Origin of the sequence: Methanobrevibacter boviskoreani JH1 (genome assembly GCF_000320505.1) — an archaeon.
GTDB classification, from domain to species: Archaea; Methanobacteriota; Methanobacteria; order Methanobacteriales; family Methanobacteriaceae; genus Methanarmilla; species Methanarmilla boviskoreani.
Window position 1 is genome coordinate 44183 of the sequence record NZ_BAGX02000010.1, and the last position, 25855, is coordinate 70037.

At 28.9% G+C, this 25855-nt stretch carries 19 protein-coding genes; 11 read left to right on the forward strand and 8 right to left on the reverse strand.

From position 1 onward, the window contains the following. The gene (gene dptG, locus ON24_RS01945; RefSeq protein ID WP_040681754.1) at window positions 1-1404 is read left to right on the forward strand and encodes a DNA phosphorothioation-dependent restriction protein DptG; all 1404 of its coding nucleotides are present in this window, start codon (window positions 1-3) and stop codon (window positions 1402-1404) included. Beyond that, a complete protein-coding gene (dptH, locus tag ON24_RS01950; RefSeq protein WP_050553523.1) occupies window positions 1385-7318 on the forward strand; it encodes a DNA phosphorothioation-dependent restriction protein DptH in 5934 nt (1977 codons plus the stop codon). The genes dptG (ON24_RS01945) and dptH overlap by 20 nt, the downstream gene beginning before the upstream one ends. A gap of 47 nt (window positions 7319-7365) precedes the next feature. Here the strand turns inward: dptH and dptG (ON24_RS01955) are convergent, their stop codons facing one another. Then, on the reverse strand, window positions 7366-8775 hold the full coding sequence (gene dptG, locus ON24_RS01955; protein WP_040681755.1) for a DNA phosphorothioation-dependent restriction protein DptG: 1410 nt from the start codon (window positions 8773-8775) through the stop codon (window positions 7366-7368). 345 nt (window positions 8776-9120) lie between these two features. On the opposite strand from dptG (ON24_RS01955), the gene argB reads away from it, so the two are divergent. Next, window positions 9121-10002 (forward strand): acetylglutamate kinase, encoded by an 882-nt coding sequence (argB, locus tag ON24_RS01960; protein WP_016358591.1) that lies wholly within the window; start codon window positions 9121-9123, stop codon window positions 10000-10002. Window positions 10003-10544: 542 nt separating this feature from the next. Here argB and ON24_RS01965 read toward each other — a convergent pair. After that, window positions 10545-11972, reverse strand: coding sequence for a class I adenylate-forming enzyme family protein (locus tag ON24_RS01965; RefSeq protein WP_338093120.1), 1428 nt, complete (start codon window positions 11970-11972; stop codon window positions 10545-10547). Between the two features lie 356 nt (window positions 11973-12328). Continuing rightward, window positions 12329-13342 carry a homoisocitrate dehydrogenase gene (aksF, locus tag ON24_RS01970; protein ID WP_040681756.1) on the reverse strand — a complete coding sequence of 338 codons (1014 nt, stop codon included), beginning with the start codon at window positions 13340-13342 and terminating at the stop codon, window positions 12329-12331. A 167-nt stretch (window positions 13343-13509) separates the two neighbouring features. Between aksF and ON24_RS01975 the strand changes: the two genes are divergently transcribed. The 5 genes from ON24_RS01975 (at window position 13510) to ON24_RS01995 (ending at window position 18613) form a co-directional block, all read left to right on the forward strand. Next, window positions 13510-13980, forward strand: a complete 471-nt coding sequence (locus ON24_RS01975; protein WP_040681757.1) for a HEAT repeat domain-containing protein — start codon at window positions 13510-13512, stop codon at window positions 13978-13980. A gap of 907 nt (window positions 13981-14887) precedes the next feature. Continuing rightward, window positions 14888-15478 carry a pyridoxal 5'-phosphate synthase glutaminase subunit PdxT gene (pdxT, locus tag ON24_RS01980; RefSeq protein WP_040681758.1) on the forward strand — a complete coding sequence of 197 codons (591 nt, stop codon included), beginning with the start codon at window positions 14888-14890 and terminating at the stop codon, window positions 15476-15478. Next, window positions 15466-16389 carry a class II glutamine amidotransferase gene (locus ON24_RS01985; protein WP_016358586.1) on the forward strand — a complete coding sequence of 308 codons (924 nt, stop codon included), beginning with the start codon at window positions 15466-15468 and terminating at the stop codon, window positions 16387-16389. The genes pdxT and ON24_RS01985 overlap by 13 nt, the downstream gene beginning before the upstream one ends. A 38-nt stretch (window positions 16390-16427) precedes the next feature. Beyond that, window positions 16428-17105, forward strand: coding sequence for a GltB/FmdC/FwdC-like GXGXG domain-containing protein (locus ON24_RS01990; protein WP_016358585.1), 678 nt, complete (start codon window positions 16428-16430; stop codon window positions 17103-17105). A 14-nt stretch (window positions 17106-17119) separates the two neighbouring features. Then, a complete protein-coding gene (locus ON24_RS01995) occupies window positions 17120-18613 on the forward strand; it encodes a glutamate synthase-related protein (RefSeq protein ID WP_040681759.1) in 1494 nt (497 codons plus the stop codon). 38 nt (window positions 18614-18651) lie between these two features. Here ON24_RS01995 and ON24_RS02000 read toward each other — a convergent pair whose 3' ends face one another. The 3 genes from ON24_RS02000 to ON24_RS02010 all read right to left on the reverse strand — a co-directional run bounded on the left by ON24_RS02000 (window position 18652) and on the right by ON24_RS02010 (window position 20663). After that, window positions 18652-18957: a hypothetical protein gene (locus tag ON24_RS02000; RefSeq protein WP_040681760.1), complete on the reverse strand. Its 306-nt coding sequence runs from the start codon at window positions 18955-18957 to the stop codon at window positions 18652-18654. A 159-nt stretch (window positions 18958-19116) separates the two neighbouring features. Next, window positions 19117-19326, reverse strand: a complete 210-nt coding sequence (locus ON24_RS02005; RefSeq protein ID WP_040681761.1) for a hypothetical protein — start codon at window positions 19324-19326, stop codon at window positions 19117-19119. A gap of 794 nt (window positions 19327-20120) precedes the next feature. Next, window positions 20121-20663, reverse strand: coding sequence for a DUF2115 domain-containing protein (locus tag ON24_RS02010; RefSeq protein WP_050553524.1), 543 nt, complete (start codon window positions 20661-20663; stop codon window positions 20121-20123). Window positions 20664-20823: 160 nt separating this feature from the next. Between ON24_RS02010 and ON24_RS02015 the strand changes: the two genes are divergently transcribed. Further along, entirely contained in the window at window positions 20824-21300 is a 477-nt protein-coding gene (locus ON24_RS02015) for a cyclic nucleotide-binding domain-containing protein (protein ID WP_040681762.1), read from the forward strand. Window positions 21301-21530: 230 nt separating this feature from the next. Here the strand turns inward: ON24_RS02015 and ON24_RS02020 are convergent, their stop codons facing one another. Both ON24_RS02020 and ON24_RS09250 read right to left on the reverse strand, forming a co-directional pair. Further along, window positions 21531-22316 carry an alpha/beta fold hydrolase gene (locus tag ON24_RS02020; protein WP_040681763.1) on the reverse strand — a complete coding sequence of 262 codons (786 nt, stop codon included), beginning with the start codon at window positions 22314-22316 and terminating at the stop codon, window positions 21531-21533. 474 nt (window positions 22317-22790) lie between these two features. Then, the gene (locus ON24_RS09250; protein ID WP_152411880.1) at window positions 22791-23507 is read right to left on the reverse strand and encodes a hypothetical protein; all 717 of its coding nucleotides are present in this window, start codon (window positions 23505-23507) and stop codon (window positions 22791-22793) included. 770 nt (window positions 23508-24277) lie between these two features. On the opposite strand from ON24_RS09250, the gene nikR reads away from it, so the two are divergent. Both nikR and ON24_RS02040 read left to right on the forward strand, forming a co-directional pair. Further along, a complete protein-coding gene (gene nikR, locus ON24_RS02035; protein ID WP_040681766.1) occupies window positions 24278-24721 on the forward strand; it encodes a nickel-responsive transcriptional regulator NikR in 444 nt (147 codons plus the stop codon). 299 nt (window positions 24722-25020) lie between these two features. After that, on the forward strand, window positions 25021-25830 hold the full coding sequence (locus ON24_RS02040; protein ID WP_040681840.1) for a methyltransferase domain-containing protein: 810 nt from the start codon (window positions 25021-25023) through the stop codon (window positions 25828-25830). Window positions 25831-25855: the final 25 nt, after the last annotated feature.

Here is a 25855-nt window from a genome sequence, read left to right on the forward strand (position 1 = left end):
ATGAACTTTGAAAAGAATTATAATAATCTTTTAAAACAGATGAATGTTAATCCAGAAAAAAAATCATTAAAAAATAATATTGATAAAAATACTCCTTTATTTCCATTTAAATCTAGGACTGAAGATACTGCTACATTTGAAAATGGATTTTACTCTGTTTTAGGGGAATTTTCTCGTATACTCCTTAATAAAAAACTAGATGATTCACTAAATATAAAGGATATCATTGCTGAATCAAAAAATAATGAAAATTTTGATATTGAGACTGAAAGTGAGGATTATCTGGAGAAATTGGTTAAGGAATATTTATTTAATGAAAAGGATGAGTTAAAAATTATAAATCCTTATTTATTTTTATATTTGCCTTTATCTAATAATAAAAAATCAAAAGGTGAAAAATCAATTGCATTATTTTTAAGGGATGTATTCTTTAGGGATAATAAAAACTTAATCAATTTTTTTAATAATAAAGAAACTAATAATTTACTTATAAAATTGGTTTTAAAGAATATTCCTGAGTTAACAGATAATAAAACTGATTTTAAATATGATTGTATGATTGATAGTATTTCTGAACTTTTTAATGATGATATTGATTACCTTTGTAAATATGAACAATATTTTATAAAAAATATTGATAAGGTTTTTGCATACTACTACTTTTTTTATATAAGTCAACTGGTGTTAAAAATTAATAGAGGCTTCAATGACAATAAAGAAATTGATGAACTTTATTATTTACTGGATTGGGAAAGTGCAAGTAAAAATCGTAAAGCGGTTAAGAAAGGATATCGTTTTTTAACTGATAAAACTGCTTCCTTATTTACTAAAGTAAGTTTAATTGATCAAATGAATACATTATTAGGTACTCATGACTTGCTTGAAAAGGACATGTTAATTTATTATGAAAAATTGAATTATACGGAACAAAGGGAATTCTTAAAATATTTAAAAAAATGGATTTGTGTATATAAATATTACAATGATTTTGATCTTACAAAAAGTTCAGAGGAAGAATATCTTTATGATTTATCTGATAATTTTAAGGATTTAATGAATGAATTATTCGTTACACTTAATGATAAGGAACATGGAAACAACCCGGAACCTAAATCTAGATATGCAATTAATTTGAAAAATATTGCTAAAAAATATTTCATTAAAAGAAGAGGCTCCTATGGATACACATTAAATATGAATAGGGAAATTCTTATTGTACTGACTGCATTATGTGTTAAAGATAAAAAGATTAGATTAACCCAATTATTTGATGAATACGAGAAAAGGGGAATTTATTTTGATATACAATCTAAAGAAGAAATAATAAAACTACTTACACAATTAAACTTAATAGATAAAAAAAGTGATAGTGGAGATGCTCAATATGTCAAACCAATTTTATAATTATCTTTCTAGTAAAATATTAAATTACTTTAACAAAGAAAACATAAAAAAAGGAGATAGGTTTTTCATTGAATTAGATGAAGCTGAACAAGTGGATAATTTATATTATAGTTTTAAACAGAAAGGAATTGATGAGGGAATTTACAATTCATTTAATTATATTCATAAAAATGCAAAGAATGAATTTAAGTCATTTTCATTATTAATTGATGGTGTAAATTTAGTTCTTGCCAAAAGCACTAATGTAAAGCCAGATTATTTAGTTACTTTAAGAAATCAAGTAACAAATCAGGAAGGAGAATGGGAAAATACTGCTTTATTAATTATATGTTCAGAGCCTTTGGATAGTATTTATAATGGTATGAGAAACTTAAAGAAAGAAGGGATGCCTTTAAGTATTAATTTTATTTCAAGAAATTTAGAAACTGAAATTAATAAATCAAAAAAACTTACAAAAGCAGAAAAAGAGGTAGCTAAATTTGTATTAAATAATGTTAATGAAGAAACATCTGCAAAACCTACTTTATGGGATTTTGAAAATATATTGGGTATTATAGAAAAAGGACATATTGATGATGAGGATTTTAAAGAATTAGAATTATTTAAAGATGAAAATCTTAAAGACCATACAATACCTACAATGAAGCAGAGATTAAAAGAAAATCATGCTGAATTTGAATTTATAAAGAATGCTCATTTATATGAGGATTTAGATAAGGAACTTGAAAAAAGATATACTGATTCTGGTGTAAATAAATTAAAAAAAGATGATTGGGAAAATGAATCTTATAAAAATGTTAAAAATTTCAGAGAGAAATTTAAAGCAGGAAATAAACCCCTTAACTATGAAGAAAGCAATAAAAAATTGACCGATAATTCTTTAAAATATTGGGAAAAACCAGAATATAATACTGCTGCAGGTAGAAGAAAAAGACATATAATTGTATTCAATACAAGAAAAGAGAAGGAAGTTTCTTTAACATTCCAATTTGATCAGATGCTTAAAAAAGGTTTTATTGGAAAAAAATCATTAAAATATTGTAAAACATCTGGAAAGAAATTAAATGTTAAATTTGATGTTTCTTTAGATGAGCCAACATATAAAAAAATTACATATAAACATAATAATGAAAATAGGTCTAATTTCATTTTTAATATTGTTGTTTTAAATGCTTATCCTGAAGTTTTTGATTCAATTAAATCAAAATACACTGTTAAAGCAGATAAAAATTATATTAATGTTGAAAATAGTGATGATGATTATGAAATAATCTTCGGTTCTTCAAATAATAGAACTGAAAAATCTATTGAGGATAAAAATGAAATAATTTATCTTTATGATAATGAGAGTATAATCATTTCAGAGGAGTCTCCTGCATGGAATGAAGGTGATTTAAACTTTGATTTACATTATAATGATAATGATATTACTTTTAAAATAACTGAAAAGAAAGAAAAAACTCATCCCGTTGATTCATCTCGTATTTGGGAAATTAAAAGAGAATATAAAGGTGATTTTGTATATAATGGAACTAAAGCAATATTGGGGGTTAATAGTTTCTATTTAAAAGATGAGTTTAAAAAATATTTAGATTTAGAAAGGGAAATAATCGATAACAATGTATTTTATGGAACTTTAAATGTAGACAATAAATTATCTAAGGTTGATGTTCAATATAGTGAAAGATTAACAAATGCATATCAAGATATTTTAAATTATTTTAAAACTTATGATGATTCACCTGAAGATAATCTTCCAAGTTTGATTTATTTGAATAATGATTTGGAAAAACTTTATGAAAATTTTATCAATGTTTTTAATGAAGAAATTGAATCTATTGAAAGTAATTCCTTTTTAAATGATGATGACACTAAAAAAGACTTACTTAAGTTAGGTCGTATTGATACTAAAGATAAAATAATGTATTCTAGTTTCTCTCCAATAAATATCGCATATCAGCTTGAAATTAAAAAACAGAGTGGTGATGAGAAGTTAGAAAACAATATGGTTAAACGTTTAGTTCCAAATAATTTAATTCCATATGTATGTTCTGATGATGGAAAAACTTTGTATAAGCCAATTTATCAGGAATCAGCTCATGAATGGGTAATTTATAAAAAGAGTAAAGAAGTATCTATTGGTACTACTAATATTTTTATTAAAAATGTTGTATCCGAGAAACTAGATCAATTTATTAAACACTTTAATTATTTATTCGAATTCAATCCAAAGGCTGCTTTAAAAATTAATGTGATTAATATTAATGATGATAAAGAAGTAGTTAAAGGTGTATTTAGTTTTGTAAGATCCAGATTACCTGATAAATTAAAAACTAAAGATGTAATTCCTGTAGAAGTTCATATTTATAGTGATTCCCATAAGAGTAGTTTTGACACCTTTTCCAGATGTAGAACCAAAGAGGAATTCGATGAGGAATTTGGCTTAAAATTGTCCTCAAAAACATTAGATGAAATTGACATTTTACATTTAGTTCAGAATAATATAAAATACTTTAAACATCCTCTTGATGTTGAAAATTATGAATATGCTCATATTTCATTTTATAAAGGAAAATCTGCCAGTATAATAGCTAATGATAATATGGATGATATTGAAACTGGATTGTCATTAAACGGATTACTGTCTTCAGTTACCTCAACTACAAAACATAAGGATTATAGAAATGGTTTCGGTACTAAAAATATTTTAGATAAAGAAAATCAATTAGTTAAAACTTCTATTAACATGAATGAATTAGTTGAAAATAGCAGAAACTATGGTAAAAATACTTATTCTAAGAATAAAACTATTATTACAACTGTTGAATTAGAAGAAGATAATATTGAACAATTATACGATAAATCTCATTGGGTAACTTTTATAGAACCTGCATTTGGAATTGAATACTTTAATAAAACAGATAATGATCTAATAATTATTCATTACAGTGACCAATATAGTTCTTCAAGTAGATATGATACAATTACAGTTACAAATAAATCAGTTCAATATGAAGACATTATTAATGATTTCTTAAGAAATAAGGAAGATATTGAAATTAGTAAAGATGAGATTATCTCAATCATTAAAATGTTTAACTGTATAAATGGTGAATGGTTACTTAGATTAATCTCAAGTAAAAGTGGAAACTATGATATGGAGAAATTAAGTCTTGTATCTGCTATTAAATATTCTTTAGCTATTTATGACCATAAAGATATTATTTGGATTCCAATTTCAATGGAGGAAATCTTGAGAATCGCGGGAAATGTAAAATTAAGCAAAAATGAGGGAATTTTCTCATCAGATATTGAAAAGGGAAGTTATAGTGATGATTTACTTTTAATTGGTTTAAAGACAAATGATGACGGAACTATTGAAATTTTATATTATCCTATAGAAGTTAAAGCTGGAAGAAATGACTTTCAAACCATTAATAAAGGTAAAAATCAATTAAATGAGACTTATAACCTTCTTAAAAATCAACTAAAACAATTTGATAATGAAGGTAGTGAATTTAAAAACAAATTCTTTAGGAACTTCTTTATACAAATATTTATTTCAAACGCTGAAAAATTAAATATTAATCATATTTGGGATGAAAAGGATTTCAGTAGAATAGAAGAATTTAAATCTAAATTGTTAAATGATGATTACATTATTTCTTATATTTTAGAAGATAAAATTGGAAAGGGTACATTAGTTTCATTTAAAAGGGACTGCTTTAATGCTTCAATAGCTAAAGAAGATGGGCTTCAAATAATTGAATTGCCTATGGAAAACGCATATCTTGGTTTAGTTGATACGATTGAAGATATGAGAAAAAAAATACAATCTAATTCAACTGATATCGAGGCATCTGATTTGCTATTTAATGATAATGATTTAGGTAAATTTGATATTCCGAAAAAACCAGATGGTCCTATTGGTGATGATGGTAATGGGGGTGGTGAAAAACATCCTAAAACTCATAAAGGTCCTAAAGGTCCAATAAATCCCCCAGGTCCCCCTGAACCTCCAATGCAAAAAGACTCTCTTGAAAATGTAAGGGTATTGATTGGAACACAGGATGGTTATGACCACAAAGTATATTGGGAATATGGAAATTCCAAATTACCTAATAGGCACATGTTAATTCAAGGTAAATCTGGTCAAGGAAAAACTTATTTCATTCAAAGGGTCCTTAAAGAATTATCCAAGCAGAACATACCTTCAATAATCATTGATTATACTGATGGATTTAAAAAATCTAAATTGGAGGAGGAATTCAAAAAATCAGTAGGTAATAATTTGGATGTTCGTACAGTGGTTAGGGATAAATTCTCATTAAATCCATTTAAAAGCTATAAAATTGAGATCGATGAAGGAGAATTTATGCTGGAAGATGAAATCAAGGTGGCAAGTAGATTTAAAAACCTTGTTGGTTCTGTATATAACTTTGGAGATCAACAATTAAACACAATTTATAATGCTGTAATTAGGGGTATTAAAAAGCATGGATATAAAATGGACTTTGAAGACCTTAAAGATGAATTGATGAATGAAGACTCATCTGTGGCAGGCTCCGTTTTAAATAAGTTAACTGAATTATTAGACATAAATCCATTTATCTCGGATGATTTTGATTGGTCTAGCATTTTAGATAAAAAAGATGGAAAAATTTTAATTATTCAATTAACAGGTCTATCTTCTGATATTCAAAATGTTATAACCGAGTTAATACTTTGGGATTTATGGCATTATAAAACAATTAATGGTGATGAAAAAAATCCATTTGCAATTGTTTTGGATGAAGCTCAAAATTTAGACTTTGGAAAGGATTCACCTTCTTCCAAAATACTTAAGGAAGGTAGGAAATTTGGATGGTCCGGAATATTTGCAACACAATCAGTTCAAAGTTTTAAATCTGAGGAGTTAGATGCATTAGAAAATGTTGATGAGAAAATATACTTTCATCCAACGGATAACTCTATTACAAAAATTGCAGGTATTTTAACTAAAGATAATAATAGGAAGAAGGATTGGGAAAAGAAATTAACTAAACTTACTAAAGGTCAATGTGTTGTTCAAGGTGAATTCTTAAATTCAAATGATGAATTGAAATCTTCAGAACCTGTGATTGTAAATGTTGATGAGATTATTGGTGATGAACCCAGGCGTTTAGAAACTAGAACAGATATTTCAGATTATGATGGTGATGTTTTAATAAACATTGAAAAGAATAATAAAGTTTCAAATCAAAACTTTGATGATCAGAAAGGAAAGGTTGTGCCTTTATCTTCATCTGGTAATGAGGTTCAAAGTTTAAAGAGATTTGATGATTCAATTTTAAATGATTCTGAACAAACATTTGATGAGGCCGATTTTGAAGATTATATTGAATTCAATGTAAAAACGGGTTTATCCTATAAAAATCATGGATGGGCTATTAAAAGGGGAGATATAGAGAAAATAATTCCAAAAAGTGATCTTGAAGAAAAATTTGTTTATATTGACGGTAAGATGTTCAAAGTTAAAATCTCATCTTTAGTACGTATATTTTATCATAAAGACGAAGAAATTGAAAATTATTTGAAAGAGAAACATCTGAGAAATGAGGATAAAACTAAAATTAGGCTGTTCTTAAATGATAAAATTGAAAAGAAAGTAGAACCTAAAAATCGTATTAGTTTTAAAACTACATTTACAGAACAAGTAAAAAATAATGGAACTTTTGTAGTTCCAAGGGAAATTTCTCAGTATTTTGTTCCTAAAAATAATTATGAAGATATATGCTATTTTACAATTGATGGAAGAAAAGTAGTTGGACATTTAAATTTAATATTTAGAATGAGAATTGATAATAATTCTAGAAAATATTTGAATAATTATAAATTTGTTGGTGATGATTTAGAGGTAACTATACCTCTTTAATTCATTTCTATTTTTTTATTATTTGTTAAAAAAATAATATGATAATTTTATAATATTGGTTTAACATATTGTGCATCACCGCTATCACTTTTTTTATCAATTAGATTTAATTTAGTTAATAATTTGATAATTTCCTCTTTAGAATATCTGTCAAAGAAAAGTCCTCTTTTTTCATACTCTTCAAATAATTGATTAAGTCTTATTTTTTTGTCTTTAACACATAGTGCAGTCATTATTAAAAGTATATCACGGTTAAGATTTAAAATATAACCATAAGATCCTCTACGTTTGAGAAAGAATTTTTTAGCCATATCTTCTAGATTCTGTGCATATCTTGATTTTTGTGCAGCATCAATGCCATGTTTTTTATTGTTAAGGGATTTATATAGTTCATTAACTAAATCTTTAAAGTTGTTAGGTAGTTCCTCAAGATATTCCTCCTGTGAGTTTTTCTCATCATCAAATTTACTATATAATTTGTATAAACTAATCCATTTTTTTAAGTATTTAATTACCTCATTTTGATTTTCGTTGCTTAATTGGTTAAACTGATTCAATAAATCTTTTTCAAGTAATCCTGATGTACCAAGTAATGTATTTATTTGATCAATTAAACTTAATTGAGCATATAATGAGCTAGTTTTATCTTTTAAAAATTTATATCCTTTATTGATTGTTTTTCTATTTTTACTTGCACTTTCCCAATCTAATAAATAGTAAAGGTTATCAATTTCTTTATTATCATCAAAACCCCTATTTATTTTTAAAATTAATTGACTTATATAAAAGAAATAATAATATGCAAATATTTTATTTATATTTTCAATAAAATATTCCTTATAATTTGTAATAAAATTAATATCTTCATTGAAAACATTTTTAATATTATCCAAATAACAATTGTATTTGTAGGGTGTTTCGTTTTCATATAATTTAGGGATATTATTTAAAATTAGTTTAATAATTAGATTATCACTTTCTTTTGTTTTAAAAAATTCTTTTAGGTTATCATTGTCTCTAAAAAATACATCCCTTAAAAATAATGCAATTTCTTTTTCTCCATTGGAATGTTTGTCATTTGATAAAGGCAAATATAAAAATAAGTAAGGGTTTGATATTTTTAGTTCTCCCTTTCTATTAAAAAGATATTCTTTAATCAATTTTTCTAAATATTCTTCACTACCCTCCTCAATATCAAAATAATTATCCTTGTTGGATTTAATTTGATTTAATGTGGAAGGTATGCTAAGAGTATTATCTAATTTTTTATTTAATAATATCCGTGAGAATTCTCCAAGTATAGAATAAAATTCATTATTAAATCTTGCCCTATATTCTTTTCTGGAATTAAAAGGAAATAATATTGTATTCTTGTTAGCATTATTTCTTAAAGTTTTTTCTTCTACTTTAACATTCATCAATTTTAATATTTGAATATAATTTTCTTTCATGTTCATATTCATTCCCTTTTTTTAATAATTTTTCGTTTTCTGTTTGTAATTTTTCAAAATTGATTTGATGTGTTAATATATATCATTTTTAATATTAATAATGTTATTTTATCCTATTTTAAGATTTATTACTAATTTTTATTTTGGATTATCTTTTAATTTATTATTGTATTTTAATTTAACTTATTCTTTTAATTTATTTTATAAATTATTCCTAAATTTTTCAAATATCTTAATGTTTATATGCATTAAAAAATAAAGTTTACATTAATATATGTTTTATATTGATCTATTTATTTTAGAAATCTATTATGATTATAACTATTTTATTAGTTTATTATTAGTGATTATATGACAGATGTAAATATTTTGGTGGAAGCATTACCATATATTAAAAAATTTTACGGTAAAAAGATATTAATTAAATACGGAGGTCATGCTATGGTAAATAAAGAAGCTATGGCCTCAACAGCAAGAGACACCGTTTTACTTAAATACGTAGGTATGGAACCTATAGTAGTTCATGGTGGAGGGCCTGAGATTTCAAGGTCTATGGAGAAACTTGGTAAGGAAGCTAATTTTGTAAATGGTCTTCGTGTAACCGATGAGGAAACCATGGAAATTATTAAGATGGTTCTTGTTGGTAAGATCAGTACCAATATTGTATCTCAGATTAATCTACATGGTGGAAAGGGTATAGGTATTTCTGGTAAGGACAGTGAACTTATTAGGGCTAAAAAAAGACCTCTTCAAGTATTCACTGATTCAGATACTGGTGAATCTCAGAAGGTTGATTTAGGTTTGGTAGGTGAGGTTGTATCCGTAAACCATGGTATCCTTGACATGTTCACTGAAAACGATTATATACCTGTAATTGCACCTATCGGAATGGCTGATAATGGTTCAACCTTAAACATTAATGCGGATACCGCGGCAGGTGAAATCGGACAAAGTGTCAAAGCCGAAAAACTCATTATCTTAACCGATGTTCCAGGTGTTTTAAGGGATCCTGATGACCCTTCAACTTTAATCCAAAGAATCCGTGTGGATGAGGTCCCACAGTTAATTGAAGATGGTATCATATCAGGTGGTATGATTCCTAAAATCGAAACCTGTGTGGACGCGGTTAAGGGTGGGGTAAAATCAGCCCACATTCTTGATGGTAGGGTTCCTCATACAATCCTTCTTGAAATCTTTACAAAAGAGGGTATCGGAACTATGGTTACAAAATAGATATCTTTATTTTTTATCTTTTTATTATAATTTAATTAAAACATTTTATAATAACTATTTTTATAATAAATTTATTAGGAAAATTTACATAACATAAAGTCTGTGATGTTTTATTTTATGTTGGAGTATTAATTGATGAATTTTTTTTTTACTTTTTTGTTTTAACTATTTTTTTTTATCTATAATATTTTTGTTTTAGATATAATTTTTACAACCTGTTGATGTGATATGAAAATTATCTAATTTTTATAGTAATTTTTATGATTAAAACATAATGTGGTATTTTCACCTATTCTTATCATGCTTAAAATCAATTAAAAAAATTGATAGTATAAAATTAGTGATTTTGTACTATATGATATACATCAAGTTATTAAACTGCATGTTTTTTGTAGGAAATGATTTCTCAAATAAGGTTAATATGAATCTAGTTTAGAAATCATAATCTTGAAATTGTTAATAAAAATAGCTATCTATAAAAAAATTATTTTTCAAATGAGGTTAATATTAAAACTAGTAAAAATAAAAAAAGTGGGGAAGAATTAATCCATGTCTGCATAGATGTTATATTCTTCCTTTAATTCCCTTCTAAGTAGTTTCCAATTGTTTACCCTTGGAAGCTTGTTTGTTGTAAATATCTTATGTGGAACCTTGTATCTTGCAAGGCGTTCACGTGCATACTTGTCAAGGTCTGCTTTTAACTCCTCTTCATTGTCCTCTGTCAGGATATCGTCCTTCCATATGACTGCCACAACAGGAAGCTCGCCCTTATGACAATCGTCAATTGAGAAAACAGCAAGGTCTTCGACTGCCGGATGTTTAATCAAGATTTCCTCTACCTCGGTTGGATAAATCTTCCATCCGCTCATTACAATCATATCTTTCTTACGGTCTGTAATAAATAGACGATTGTCCTGGTCTATATATCCGATATCCCCAGTTAAGAACCATCCGTCCTCAAGGAACGTTTCCCTGGTTTCCTTTTCCATGTTCCAATAACCTTTAGCCACAGCCGGTCCCCTCAATGCAATCTCACCATTTTCATATAGAGGCAATTCTTTGCTTGCATCGTTCGGGTCCACTATCTTCACCTCGGAGAAACATACCGGATGGCCTACACTCTCATATCTGTCTGCGCTCCAGTAATCCTCAGGTCTGATGACTGTTCCTGTTCCGATTACAATGGTTTCACTTAAACCATATGAGTTGATTACAGGTATTCCGTAAAGGTGCTGGAATTGTTTCCATATCTTCTTATGGAGTGGTCCCCCACCGGATATGATCTCACGGACTGAGTTGAACTGTTTTACATATTCTGGATGTGTTGTAAGGGTATGTATGATTGGTGGCATTCCACCAAGTACCGTTACCCTTTCCTCTTCACATAGGTATCTGTAATCTTCAATATTGTATTGGCTCATCATGATGTATAGCGCACCACTGCTGAGTGCGGATATTGCCCATGAAAGACCTACATGTGCCATTGGATAGATGATTAATGCCACATCATTCTGTCTTAATTGAAGCACGTCACATTCATTATGGATGGCAGCAAACCAGTTACCATGTGTCAACATTGTTCCCTTAGGTTTACCTGTTGTACCTGAGGTATATTGAAGTTGACACACATCATCCCAGTCGGTTGTCTCGGCAGGTAAAAGATCGGCTTCCCTATATGATTCGGTCTCTTCAGGATGTGGAATAAATGAATCGATGTTTAATTTTTCAATGGTCTCTTTTGCTTCATCATCACTTATAATAAGTTTGGCCTCAGAGTTGTTAATCATGTATTGAAGTTCATCCTTGGTTAATATTCTATTGGTAGGTATTGCAATAGCTCCAATTCTCCATAGTCCAAGTATTGAGAATAAATATTCCGGACTATTGTTTAGGTATATTAAAACTCTATCCCCCTTTTCAATTCCCTTGCTTTTTAATATTCTTCCAAACTCAGATATGATTGATAATATTTCACTAGATGAATATCTTGTGTTACGTTCTGGTGAATAAAAGACATCCTTAGATAATCTTTTACTATTTGCATCTAAAAAAAGTAGTTACATTTAGTATATAAAACCCTCCTTATTTTTTTTTTNTTTTTTTAATTGATATGTTTAATTTCTTTTAGATTAATTTAAATTTACTTAAGTTTCAATAGGTTTGAAACTGTATTAAGTCATTTCTAAAATTGAATAAATTTAAAATCAATATATAATTATTATAACTATATGATAGGATTTATAATTAACTTCAGATTTTCAAATTCTAAGAAAAACTATATAACGGGATTTATAATTAACTTCAAATCTTCAAATTTAAGGGAAAATTAATCTGATTTTTCTAGTTCACGTATGTTACATACAACAGCATCCGCCATTTCATATGTTTTGGCGGTACCGCCTAAATCAGGTGTTAGCACATTACCCTTTCTTAAGACTTCCTCACATGCCCTTTTAAGTAGGTCCGCCTCATAGTCAAAGCTAAGGTAGTCCAACATCATGCTTGTTGAAAGCAGCATGGCTATCGGGTTTGATATGTCTTTACCTGCAATGTCCGGTGCTGAACCATGTACCGGTTCAAACAGGCCATGCTTGTCTCCTATATTTCCGCTTGGTGCAAGACCAAGACCACCTACAAGACCTGCAGACTCGTCTGATAGTATGTCCCCATAAAGGTTTCCCGCAACGATCACATCAAAGTTCTGTGGCTGTGTTACAAGAAACATGCTCGTTGCATCCACGTAGTAATCGTTGGTCTCTATATTCGGATAATCCTCTGCCACTTCATAGAAGGTGTCCCTAAACAGACCGTCGGTTTTTCTTAAAACATTCGCTTTATGGGATGCCACCACGCTTTTTCTTCCTTCCTTAACGGCAAGATTAAATGCAAGTTTACAAATCCTTTCTGACGCTTTTTTTGTAATGATCTTGTTTGCGATTACATACTCGTCCTCTTCGATGATTTCCTCGGACTGTGAATATAATCCCTCGGTATTTTCACGTACAATCACAAAGTCTAAATCATCATATATGCAATCCACACCTTTAAAGGATTTTATTGGCCTAATATTTCCATATGTATCTAGTTCTTTTCTTAAGGTTACTATCGGACTCTTTTCACCTGGGGTTGATGTGATGGCTCCGAACAATGTTGCATCAGCATTCTTGGCTATCTTGATTGTCTCCTCAGGAATCGTCTCTCCTGTTTTGTTGAAGCATTCCCTACCTGCAGGTGCAGGTGTATACTCGAAGTTCAAATCAAAATAGTCAAGTACATATAATCCGGCCTTCAACACTTCCTTACCTATTCCATCACCAGGTATTGTTGCAATGTTAATCATTTTATAATCTCTAAAAATTTGTTCGTATGTTATCGAAACATATTTATATAATATTATATAATTATATATTAATTGCTTTAATATAATTTGGATATAAGTATTATATGTTACGAATATAATTTTTTATAATTCATTTTATATAATTAATCATAAAAGGGGTTTTCATTATGGAAAAAACTATAGATGAATTAATTCAACAATTAAAAACTGATGATGATTTTGATAGAGAAGAAGCTTTAGGTCAACTTGAAGTAAGATCCGAAGAGTCTTTCGACTCTTTAGTTGAGGCTTTAGGTAATAGAAATAAAAAAATCAGAAGATACTCAGCTCAAGTTCTCGGATATATTGGAGATGAAAGGGCAATTGAACCTTTAATCGTTGTTTTAGAGGACAACAATAAATTTGTCAGAAGGGAAGCTTCAACCGCTTTACTACGTATCGGTGAACCTGCATACGATTCATTGATTGAATTATTGAACCATGAAAACTGGAGAGTTCGCGGTGCTGCAGCTTGGGCTTTAGGTGGATTAGGTAAGGAAGAGGCTATCGAATCCTTGGAGCCACTTCTTAATGATGAAAGTGGTTTTGTAAAAGCAGGTGCTAAGTCTGCAATCAATCAAATTAAAGAATCCAATTAAATCTTAATTCTTTAATTTTATTTTATTTATTTTGTTAATTTTTGACTTTTATTTATTTGTCAAATTATTCTTAAGGATTCTGTCTTTATTTATTCTAGGTTTTGACTTGTTTGACTGTTTTTAAAGTTAGGTTTTTTTTATTAAGCCTTCTACCTTCATTTAGTTGGGTTGTTTTTAGTTTTCGATAGTTGTTTATCTGGATATTCAACGGTTCTGAAGGTTTACCATTTTTATTTTAAATATGTAATGTTCAATTTAAATTTTTAAAACATTTGTCGTTGGTTTTTAAATTTGGATGTCTCATTCCATTTTACAAATCTTTTAGAAACTTTTATTTTTACCAGAATTCTTGTTTGTTTATTGTTTTTCATTTATTTTAACATGGTTTAACATCTTTTCTTAAAAAAACTAGATTTTTAAATATATATTGAAAAGAATTGCTATAAATATTCATATTTTAGAATGGGTTTTCTAAATATTTTTAAATTATTGTAAAGTATTTTTTGTTTTTTTTATAAATTTAAAAATAAAAGCTTTTAAAAAATAATTATTTTTTTTAAAAAAATTTATTATTTTTAAACAAATTATCTTTAATTTTTAATTTGATTAATAATTTTTTAGAAAAAACTTCATTTTTCAATCCTAAATTGCACACTTTTATATATAATTAAGGTGAAATATATCTATAGTGATTTATTAGTTTACAAAAAAAATATTATTGTAATGTAATATTTTAATGTTATAGGTTGATTTTTTTTAAATAAAGTTGATCTATTCTAATATTATCCATGTTTTTTTAATAAGAATAATCTGATTGAATTTTCTAAAAAAAGGTTTTATTATATTAAAATATTTAAAATTTAATGGAAAACATCTAACTATTTATAATTGAATTTTAGGCGATGTAATGTTAAAGATTGGAATTTTAAATCTTCAGGGTGCTGTTAGTGAACACTATGATATGATGAGGTTGGCTATTGAACATTTGGGTATTGAGGCTTGCTGTGAAAATGTCCGATATGCCGAAGACGTGGAATCATGTGACGGTGTAGTCATTTCCGGTGGTGAGAGTACTGTAATAGGTAAGATTATCTTTGAGAGAGGAATTGATAAGGTAATCAAAGAGAATAATATACCTGTTTTCGGTACCTGTGCCGGAGTGGTTTTATTGGCCCGTAAGATAGATTTTAAAGATCAGAAAACACTTGAGATGATGGATATAGATGTTAAGAGAAATGCTTTTGGCTCTCAAAAAAATTCTTTTGAAACGGAAATATCAATTTTAGGTGAAAAGTTTAATGGGGTCTTTATTAGAGCTCCGTCAATTATTGGTTATGATAAAACTAAGAAAGACATAGAGGTATTATCAAGATTAGACAATCAAGTAATTGCGATAAAACAAGGACATAATATTGCTTGTACCTTCCATCCAGAACTAACTGATAATACACTGATACACGAATACTTTATAAAGGAGGTGGAAAAATGTGTGGAATAGCTGGAATTGTTTACAAAGATGGTAAAATACATAATGTTGGAGAGGACATGACTAAAATGCTCAATGCCCTTCAACACAGAGGTCCTGATTCAGCAGGTTTTTCCCTTTATGGTGGTTTAGATTTAAAAGAGAATGAATATTTACTTAATATTGAATTTGATAAAAGAAGTGACGAACTATTTAATGAGGTTCAAGATACAATCAATGAAGTTACTCCAATTATATCTGAGAAACAATTAGCAACAATGGAGAATAATTGTTTATATCAATGTAAAATAGCTTTGGATGAGTTTAATTTATTGAAACCTCTTATCCGTGAAATCGATTCCGTTGATGATAATGTGGTTGTTATCAATGGGGAACATTCCTTTAGAATGGTAAAGGATGTTGGTCATGTACTTGATATAGCTGAAAGATATGATGTTGATGATATAAAAGGAACCCATGCTATTGGACATACAAGATTCGCTACTGAAAGTGGTGTGGATTTATACCACGCTCATCCATTCCAAACATATATCTTAAGGGATGTAACCGTTGTACATAATGGACAGATTACTAACTATTGGAAAGTTAGGGACGAGCTTGAAAGGAAAGGTCATATCTTTGAAACAAATAATGATACCGAGTGTTTGGTACATTATATTGCAGATAAAATATCCAATAACTATTCCCTGGAAGAGGCATTGGAACAGTCAATTGTTGATATGGACGGTCCATTCTCTTATATAGTTGCAACTCCTCAAGGTATTGGTATTGCAAAAGATAAACTAGGTTTAAGACCAGGTGTAATGGCTGAAAATGATGAAATATTTGCAATAGCTTCAGAGGAGGTATCCCTTCAAGAAGTCATTAATATTGATCAGGTTGAGCAAATTTATCCAGGTGAAACAAGAGTATTTGAGATTTAGATTTTTTAGTAATTATTAAATTAATTGTTGGTGATTAGATGGCAGGAGAAATAGAAATTGATGCATCATCAGTTACACCTCGTGAATTAAATAGAAAGATTCGAAAATATGGTAAGGATTACGATAAAATCATTATTAAAAACCCAGGGGCAGAACATTATATTGCGGCAGGATTTGTTGGAGATAATGACATTGTAATCGATGGATCCGCAGGTTATTTTGCAGGAACCATGGTGGATAAAGCAAACATCGTTATTAAGGGAAATGCCGGTTGGTTTGTTGGAGATAATATGACTAGCGGTGAAATCATAGTTGAAGGATCTGCAGGTGATGGTGCAGGACAAGGAATATATGGTGGAACCGTAGTCGTAAGAGAAGGAGTAGGTTCAAGAACTGGAGAAATCATGAAGAATGGTACAATCATCATTGGTGGAGATTCCGGATTCATGACCGGTATCTTCATGATGGGTGGTCGTATGATCATTCTAGGTGATTTAGGTGCAGATGCAGCTGAATCCATTATTCGTGGAGAGATCTACGTTCTTGGAGAAGTTACAAGCTTAGGTAAAAATGCAGTTATTGTAGATGTTACTGATGACGATAAAAAAGAATTGAAATCAGTTCTTGAACATTATGACTTCAAGCTAAGTGATGATGACTATAACAAATTTACAAAGATTGTATCTGAAAGTTCAAGACCGGTTTATGGTAATTAAGTTGGAGTGATAGAATGCCATATAAAGTAAAAAGAAGTCCAGTATTATGTAAAAGACATTTTGATAGACCAGGATGTTGCTGGTATTTATGTGATGATAGGGATCCTAAAATATGTCACAAATGTTTTTCATGTGTGAATAACTGTCCTCATGATGTTTATGAGGTAGTTGGTGGGGAACCATATGCGGTTTATCCTGAAAGATGTGTTGGATGCAGGATCTGTATGGAGATGTGTCCTAATAAGGCTATTGAAATTGAGGCTATTCCTGAAGATTACAGGGAATCCTGGAAATATCCTGATGTCATGGAAATTGAAAGGAAATCCCAAACAGGAAAGTATCAAATCAGAAGTACAGGTGCACTTAGAAAAATACCAACCTTTGACGATTTAATAATTACTCCAGCACAGGTATCAAGACCACCATTGGATAAATACAGGGAACCTTGTGGTACAGATGTTGTACTGGGAAGCAGATATGCCGAAAACCCATTAAAGATTGATACCCCTATTATGATAGGTGCAATGTCTTTCGGTGCACTTAGTAAAGAGGCAAAAATGGCATTGGCTATTGGTGCATCACTTGCAGGAACAGCTACCAATACTGGTGAAGGAGGATTGCTTCCTGAGGAACGTGAATTGGCTGATAAACTTATTGTCCAGTATGCATCAGGTAGATTCGGTATATCCGCCGACACATTAAACAAAGGTGATGCAATCGAGATTAAGATAGGTCAAGGTGCAAAATCTGGTATGGGTGGACACCTCCTAGGTGAGAAGGTAACCGCAGATGTTGCAAGAATCAGAAACATCCCAATAGGTTCAGATGCACTATCCCCTGCAAGACATATGGATATTGTAGGTCCTGAGGATCTAGCAATGAAGATCGCACAGCTTAGGGAAATTACAGATTGGAAAGTACCTATCATGGTTAAATTTGCATCTGGTAAAGTTGCAAGTGATGTAAAGATTGCAGCTAAAGGTGGAGCAGACATAATTGTGGTAGACGGTATGCAAGGTGGTACCGGTGCAGGTCCTGATGTAATTATGGAACATTCCGGTATACCAACATTGGCTTCTGTCGTTGAAGCTGATAGGGCATTAAGAGAAATCAACCTAAGGGAAGATGTTGATCTTGTCATTGCCGGCGGTATTAGAAGTGGTCCTGATGTAGCTAAAGCTATGGCTTTAGGTGCAGATGCAGTATATGTTGCAACTGGTGCCCTCGTATCCATTGGTTGTAGGGTTTGTCAACAATGTCAAACCGGTAACTGTAAGAAAGGTATTGCTACCCAAAACCTTGAATTGAGACATAGACTAAATGTTAAACAGGCAGGTATTCAGGTGGCAAATTATATTAAAGCTATGACAAATGAGGCTTGTATGTTGGTTCAACAGGCTGGAAACACTCATCTTTCAAAACTTGAGAAAGAGAATCTCAGGTCTTTATCCCTTGAAGCTTCAGCTTTAACTGGAGTTCCAATGGCTGGTAATGAATTCCCACATTAGATTCCCTTCTCTTTTTTCCATTTTTATTTGATTTTAATTTATTTATAATTATTTTTTATATTTGATTTTGGTTTTTTCTGGTTTTTTAATGGATTTATTAAATCTGATCTTCTATTTTTATCTGTTTTTTCGGTAATTTTTAATTTAATTTTATTGATTTTTCTTGTTTTTTGCTGTTTATTGTTGGATTTATTTTTGTTTATATTGTTTGTTTTGTTTTGTGTTTGGTTATTTGGTTTTTGTTTGTTTGTTGTGTGAAAATTTTGTTGAGTTTTTTTAGTTTTACTGTTTGTTTTATTGTTGTTTTTGTTTTTGTCTTTTGTTTGGTGTTGTTTATTTTGCATACATTATATATTGATAGGAAAGATATCTTGTTTTGTTTTAACTATTTTTTTTGTTTATTTATTTGTTTATTGTTGTCTATTTTTTAATTAGATTGTTTTTATCTATTTTTTTTATGATTTAACAGGTTTAGATTATTTTTTATATTTTTTTTTATTGATCTAATTTTTTTTATTATTGATTTGATTTTCTATTTTTTCTATTTTGTTGTTGGATTTATTTTTGTTTATATTGTTTGTTTTGTTTTGTGTTTGGTTATTTGGTTTTTGTTTGTTTGTTGTGTGAAAATTTTGTTGAGTTTTTTTAGTTTTACTGTTTGTTTTATTGTTGTTTTTGTTTTTGTCTTTTGTTTGGTGTTGTTTATTTTGCATACATTATATATTGATAGGAAAGATATCTTGTTTTGTTTTAACTATTTTTTTTGTTTATTTATTTGTTTATTGTTGTCTATTTTTTAATTAGATTGTTTTTATCTATTTATTTCATAATCTAACACTTTAGATTATTTTGTCTATTTTTTATATTTGGTTTAATTTTTTGTTTATCTTATTGATTTTTGTTTTTTTTTTTACTGTTTGTTGTTGAATTTTATTTTGTTGATATTGTTTATTTTACTTTATAATAGGTTTTTCTTGTTTTATTTGTTTTTCATGTAAAAATTTTGTTGAGTTTTTTTTATTTTAGTTTTTGTTTGATTGTTGTTATTGTTTTTATTTTCTATTTGGTGTTGTTTATTTTGCATACATTATATATTGATAGGAAAGATATCTTGTTTTGTTTTAACTATTTTTTTTGTTTAATTATTTGTTTGTTGTTGCCTATTTTTTAAATTGGATTATTTTATCTATTTTTTTAATGATTTAACAGGTTTGGATTATTTTCTATAAACTTTATAAAGATTGGTTTTTCAATCTTTTTCTTAAATTCATAAAAATTTTAATCATATTAGAATCTGTTGCTTTTTTTAATTTTGATATTATCTTTTTAGATTATGGCACCATTAACAAATCCCTATAAAGATACTGGATTTAATATAGATTTGAACCTCAAAATTAAGTTAAGAAAAATAGCAGTTGAATTTATTTGATTATCTTAAACAAACAATAGATTAAACAATAACGAATAATAAAAAAAGGTTTTAGAATAATTATATTTTTTAATTAAACTAATTGGGTAAATCCTCCATCTCTTTTGCAATGCATAATCTACATAAAGCGTCCGGATTTTTGGATTGGTTGTGTTTTACAGGACAATAATATGTGCCGTCTTTAAGTATGATCTTCTCGTCTGCCGGAAACGGGGTATTCAATGGGTGGATGGATTCCCCAAGAATAAATGTGGTGTAGATTGATATTATTCCATACATCAGGGGCGTTTTATTGCTTTCCGGAAGTTTCTCTTTCTGTCGTAGATATTGGTTCTTTAGAATCTTAAGGGAGCCCCTAAGTCTTTTTTTGTCAACGGTTTCGGGATAATCTTTATTGTCATTCTTTATTCTATGGAGCCTTTTTAGAAAGTATTTGATGGTGACATCCAAATACTCGTCGCGGTATGACTTTTGAATGTATTTGCCTTCATCCTGAAGGTATGATGATGCGGTCATCTCATCATAAATTGTTAAGTGTCTTGCCTCGTCTTTAATAATATTCAAAATATCGTTCTTGGATATTTCATTCTGTTCTTGAAGTTCTTCCAGTTTATCAAACATAATTATTCCTTTTTAAAATTAGGTTAAAATATTTACTATATATAATATATTATATTATTGATGAAAATATTTTTATCTTAAAATATATTTATCTGTATAACCTAAAATATTACTTAGTTGATTCTTTATTTTTTAATATTAATTACTATCTTATGATATTATGAAAACGATTACCAAAAAAGAAAAAAAGGTCTTAGATCAGATTAGAAAATTTGATGAGGATTATGATGGAGATATTCCTCAGGAAGTTTTACAGAGTGAACTTCAAATCCACGAATATCAGTTATATGAAATATTGAACAGTCTTAAAAGAAAAGGTATAATTGAATATGATGATAACCGTGTAAAGCTTTTGGATATTACAGAAAAGATTAACACAGTAGATTCAAAACAGGATGTTATTGACGCGGAAATAGATCAAATTGAGGAAAAGTCTATTGAATTAATCAAGTCCATTGTACATGACGGCGTTGTACCTAAATACGTTCTTGAGGGCAATCTATTATATGGTCCGTTAAAGTTGTCTGACTTTAGAATGTATCATGTGGTGATATCCTTAACAAACAAGGGAATAATTAAACCTGTTCTCCGTTATGGGGAGCAATACTATCGTTTGATGTTAACAGAGGAGGATTGATTATTACCTCTAATTTTTAATCTTCTAGAAAATCTAATTCTTTACACCTTTAGAAAATATTTGGGATTATTTTAATCTTCTGGAAGATCTAATTTTTTACACCTTTGGAAAATGTTTGGGATTATTTTAATCTTCTGGAAGATCTAATTTTTTACACCTTTGGAAAATGTTTGGGATTATTCCTATTTTCCATGCTCTTTTTTATTAAATATTTTTTTTATTTCTGCCTTTTATTCCTCTAGAAAATCCTTAATAATAACCTTGGCCTTATCAAAATTCCTTTTAATTAAAACGTTGTGTTTTGTGTTCTCAAACTCGACTACTCTTGAATTTTTGATATTGTTGCTTAATCTATCGGTTGCCTTTTTCGGAATAATCTGATCATCCTTTCCATATAATATTAACGTATCGTTCTGAATCTTTTCTAATTCATCTGTGGCATTGAATATGGAACAGCTGTAAAGGGTGTTATGTATGAAATTTATGTCCTTACTGTTTTTAAGTTCCTTTTTGCTTTGGTTTAATCTGTCTCTATATTGGATTAACATGTCGTCAGGAAGAATATACTGTATGATGGTGTCAAAGAACAGTTCATAGTCAACGGCGGAACTATCATACATCCTTTTAAATGTTTCCTTCATCTCATCTTCTATCTGGGAAAATGTTGAAACCAGAACAAGCTTGTTATATAAACCGGGATGTTTGATTACGGATTCAATTGCCACCTGCCCCCCAAGGGAGTATCCGATAATATTGGCTTGATTTATATCTAGTTTTTCAAGTAATTTGTATATGTCATCTGCAAATAATTCAATACTGATTGTGTCCTCTCCGGAATCACTTTTTCCATGGCCTCTTAAATCTATTGAAACGACCTTGAAATAGTCTTTCAGATAGTTAGAAATATATTTCCAGTAATGCAGATCTTCAGCCAGACCATGTATTAAAACCACGGGATAGCCTTCTCCCTTAATCTCATAATTTATATTTATTGAATTTACTTCTGTTTTGCTCATATAATCAGTTTATTTTCATTTTAATTATTTTTTATATTTTTAAAATAAGTTTAATATAGTTTTTTATATGGTCTAAGATGGTTTAAAAATGGATTTTCTACAATATTGGGGGGTTTATTATATTTTTTTTTTAAAATAGGTGGTAGGTTTAAAAACGGATTTCTTTAATTGATTTTAAAAAAAAGTTTATTAAGTTTTATTTGTTTTTAAGTAGTTTTTTACTGGTAAATTCTTTTTTAAAAATAGTTTATTTAAATTTGATTTGTTTTAAGTATTTTTATTAGTTGGATTCTTTTTTAAAAATAGTTATATATTTTAGGATGAGTTAGCCAGAATCCAATTTTTAATTATTAAAGTTGTAATTGTCTTGGAGGGATTGTAATTTTGGCTAACTCTTAAAATACTTTAAGGTAATGGCTTTAAATTAATATCAATTTAAAGTTTTTAATCTTGTTTAAAAAGAGGAGGATAAGTTTATTCCTCATTATCCTCTTTCTCTGCACTTTCCTTTTCGGATTTTAGATTTTCTAGATTGTCTGTAAATGATTTTGCATTTTTAATTTTATCTTCTAGTTTGGATAACTCCTCTTTTAAAGCTTCCTCATCCTCTTCAAGGGAAAGTACATATTCCTCAGATCCATTTGCAAAGTCCTCATAAAGTTCGAGTATTTCCCTTGCAGATAGTACTGAATCCTCTTTTAGGAATTTTTTAGTATGTGGTTTTACCCTAATGCTTAAGGGTTGTAGTCTTTGTTTTTTTCCGTCCCCCTCATCATCCATCCATCTAGGTCCAAAACCTCTTGGAAATTCACCATTCTTTCTCATTTCTCTAATCATTTTTTGTCTTCTATGGCAAAAGTTCCTGAATTCCTCATCACTTAATTCATCGAAGTCCCTTCCATATGGGCCGTAAAAACGGTTTTCATGACAGTTTCTCTTATGGAAATCATCATAGTCGTCATGGTCCTTACAATCAATATGGTGGTGTCTATGATGATGGTTGCAGTTTTCGAACTTGTCTTCCGGGTGTTTGCAGTTTCTGTGGTGGTGGCTTCTGTAGTGACGGTTGCAGTTTCCGAAATCGTCTTCATGGTGATGGCAGTTTCTATGGTGATGGTTGTATTGAAAATCATTGTCAAAGTCATTAAAGTTTATGTTCATACCATACCTAAAATTTGGATTGTTACACATATTTTATCACCTTTAATTTGTATTACAAATTTATTTTTTGTATACAATTAATAATTGGAATCATGAATATATAAATGTATTCATTTTTTAAATTTGTATTCATTTTTTTTTAAATAGTAAAATCTTATAAAGTTATTAAAAAAAAGCTGTTATTTATTATATTATTAAATAAACATTTAAAAAAATCTTTATATAATAAAATAGATAGTTTTTAAAATAAAATAAGTGAAAAAAAATAAAGATAAGGAGTTTATTCATCATCAGTTTCCCATACATTAGTAAAAAGTATCTGGGGGTCTTTGTGGTGCCACGGCCACTTCCATATAAAAACCTATATGTCTTAAAGTGCAATTTTATTATCTTTTTATTCTGTTTTCGGGTTTTAGAAATGGTATTATATGATGTTGTTTTTTGTTTCTAATCTTAAACTTCCCACTTTCTAATAAAAATGGTTTAATATTTATTTTAAACAAAGTTTAGTTTTTTCCTATTTTGGTTAATCAATTATATAACCATATTGAAATTAATAATTTTTTATTGAAAGTTATTATATTAATTTTGTTCATTTTTTTATAACTAATCTTAGTTTTTTGATATTATTTCTTTTTTAAAAACTTATATTAAATAAAAAAACATTATATAATATATGTTTTATATAATGTAATTGATGAATACTATAATTAATTTTATATATGTTAAATGACTAATTAATATTAATTAAGTAATTTTTATTACTTTATTATCTTAATAAAATTATAGGAGTTTCGGATATGATGAGAATCAGTATGTCATTACCAAAAAAGTTATTGTCTGATTTTGATGATGTTTTAAAAGATAGGGGATATCAGTCAAGATCAAAAGGTATAAGAGATGCTCTTCAGGATTATATTCTCCGTTATCAATGGATGAATGAGATGGAAGGAGAAAGAATTGGTGTTATAACTATAATTTATGATCATCATTATACTGGTGTAATGGAAGAACTTGCTGAGATTCAACATCATTATAAGGATACCATTATAGCAACCATGCATGTGCATATGACCGAAAAATATTGTATGGAAGTCGTTATTGTTAATGGAGACGTTAAAGATATTCGTTCCGTTTATGAGAAAATGATGAAACTTAAAGGGGTTGAACACGTAAAACTTACAAGTACTGCTAATGGTAAGAATTTCGATCCGGATAGCAGTGACGATATCAGGGATACATAAACTCCTTTCTACTTCCTTTTTTTTAGTTTATTATGATAGTTTTTTCCATGTTTAATCCACTTTTTTTTTAATTGGCCGGTTGGAGTTTTTTAATGTTTCTAATCTAATTTTTTTATTAGCTGATTTTGTTTTTTAATATTTTATAATCTATTTCTTTTAATTATTGATCGGTGTTTTTTAATGTTTCTAATCTAATCTTCTGATTTTTAATTTTTCAATTATTGGTTCTATATTTACATATCCTGTTAGATTTCTCGGGATATAAAAAATTATTAATGACAAACAACATATCTAGAATAATGAAATTTAAAACAACTCCATACCATTCACATTTAATTAAAGATACAGAACGTCTATCAGCATTTTATGAAGGCATATCCCAGTATGCAGAGGATTTGGATTATCTTGAAAATGAGGAAGGTCTGATCAATAAGGTTGTATATGATTTGGGCTGTGGAAGTGGGGTTTTAACCTATTTTGCGGCCTTGTATTTTTCTGCTGTAGTTGGTTTTGAGAAGGATAGTAAAATTGCAGGATATGCTAAGGAGAATCTCAAGGATTTTGAAAATGTATTGATAGTTAATGAGGATGTTTTAAAATTGGAGGGACTTGCCAAGGCTGATTTAATTATATGTGAAATGTTGGATACCGCATTAATTGATGAGGAGGAAGTTCTTGCTTTAAACCATTTCATTGATTTTAAGGAGGATAATTGTACGGTAATTCCAAGTAAGGTTTTGAATTATGCGGAACCTGTTTCAATGGAACGGAGAAATGTCCATTGGGAGGATGATGATTATCATCCAAACTATAATATAATAGGTAAATCCATTTGCTATAGTGAGATAGACCTTCAAAGCAGAATTGATGAGAATTTTGAAGATGTTCTGGAATTTGCTATCAATGAGGACAGTAAATTTAATGGAATTAAGATTACAACCATAACCTTAATCAGAGATAATATTGTCTGTGGTCCAACGCCTATGTTTAATCCGCCGCTTTTTATACCTGTTGATGAGATAAACTGTAGAGCGGGGGATACAGTTAAGGTAAAACTATCATATAAAATGGGTGGGGGAATTGAAACAATCAAAACAGAATTAATCTGATTGGTTTAATTAATATTTTTTGTGT

Bases quoted from the DNA above. Each gene is read 5' to 3' on its own strand.
- ON24_RS02015 (WP_040681762.1), top strand. From the start codon at position 20,824: ATGAAAACGATTACCAAAAAAGAAAAAAAGGTCTTAGATCAGATTAGA.
- dptG (WP_040681754.1), top strand. From the start codon at position 1: ATGAACTTTGAAAAGAATTATAATAATCTTTTAAAACAGATGAATGTT.
- ON24_RS01985 (WP_016358586.1), top strand. From the start codon at position 15,466: ATGTGTGGAATAGCTGGAATTGTTTACAAAGATGGTAAAATACATAAT.
- nikR (WP_040681766.1), top strand. From the start codon at position 24,278: ATGATGAGAATCAGTATGTCATTACCAAAAAAGTTATTGTCTGATTTT.
- ON24_RS02020 (WP_040681763.1), bottom strand. From the start codon at position 22,316: ATGAGCAAAACAGAAGTAAATTCAATAAATATAAATTATGAGATTAAG.
- ON24_RS02005 (WP_040681761.1), bottom strand. From the start codon at position 19,326: ATGCAAAATAAACAACACCAAACAAAAGACAAAAACAAAAACAACAAT.
- ON24_RS01975 (WP_040681757.1), top strand. From the start codon at position 13,510: ATGGAAAAAACTATAGATGAATTAATTCAACAATTAAAAACTGATGAT.
- dptG (WP_040681755.1), bottom strand. From the start codon at position 8,775: ATGAACATGAAAGAAAATTATATTCAAATATTAAAATTGATGAATGTT.
- ON24_RS09250 (WP_152411880.1), bottom strand. From the start codon at position 23,507: ATGTGTAACAATCCAAATTTTAGGTATGGTATGAACATAAACTTTAAT.
- ON24_RS01995 (WP_040681759.1), top strand. From the start codon at position 17,120: ATGCCATATAAAGTAAAAAGAAGTCCAGTATTATGTAAAAGACATTTT.
- ON24_RS01990 (WP_016358585.1), top strand. From the start codon at position 16,428: ATGGCAGGAGAAATAGAAATTGATGCATCATCAGTTACACCTCGTGAA.
- argB (WP_016358591.1), top strand. From the start codon at position 9,121: ATGACAGATGTAAATATTTTGGTGGAAGCATTACCATATATTAAAAAA.
- pdxT (WP_040681758.1), top strand. From the start codon at position 14,888: ATGTTAAAGATTGGAATTTTAAATCTTCAGGGTGCTGTTAGTGAACAC.
- ON24_RS02040 (WP_040681840.1), top strand. From the start codon at position 25,021: ATGAAATTTAAAACAACTCCATACCATTCACATTTAATTAAAGATACA.
- aksF (WP_040681756.1), bottom strand. From the start codon at position 13,342: ATGATTAACATTGCAACAATACCTGGTGATGGAATAGGTAAGGAAGTG.
- dptH (WP_050553523.1), top strand. From the start codon at position 1,385: ATGTCAAACCAATTTTATAATTATCTTTCTAGTAAAATATTAAATTAC.
- ON24_RS02010 (WP_050553524.1), bottom strand. From the start codon at position 20,663: ATGTTTGATAAACTGGAAGAACTTCAAGAACAGAATGAAATATCCAAG.
- ON24_RS02000 (WP_040681760.1), bottom strand. From the start codon at position 18,957: ATGCAAAATAAACAACACCAAACAAAAGACAAAAACAAAAACAACAAT.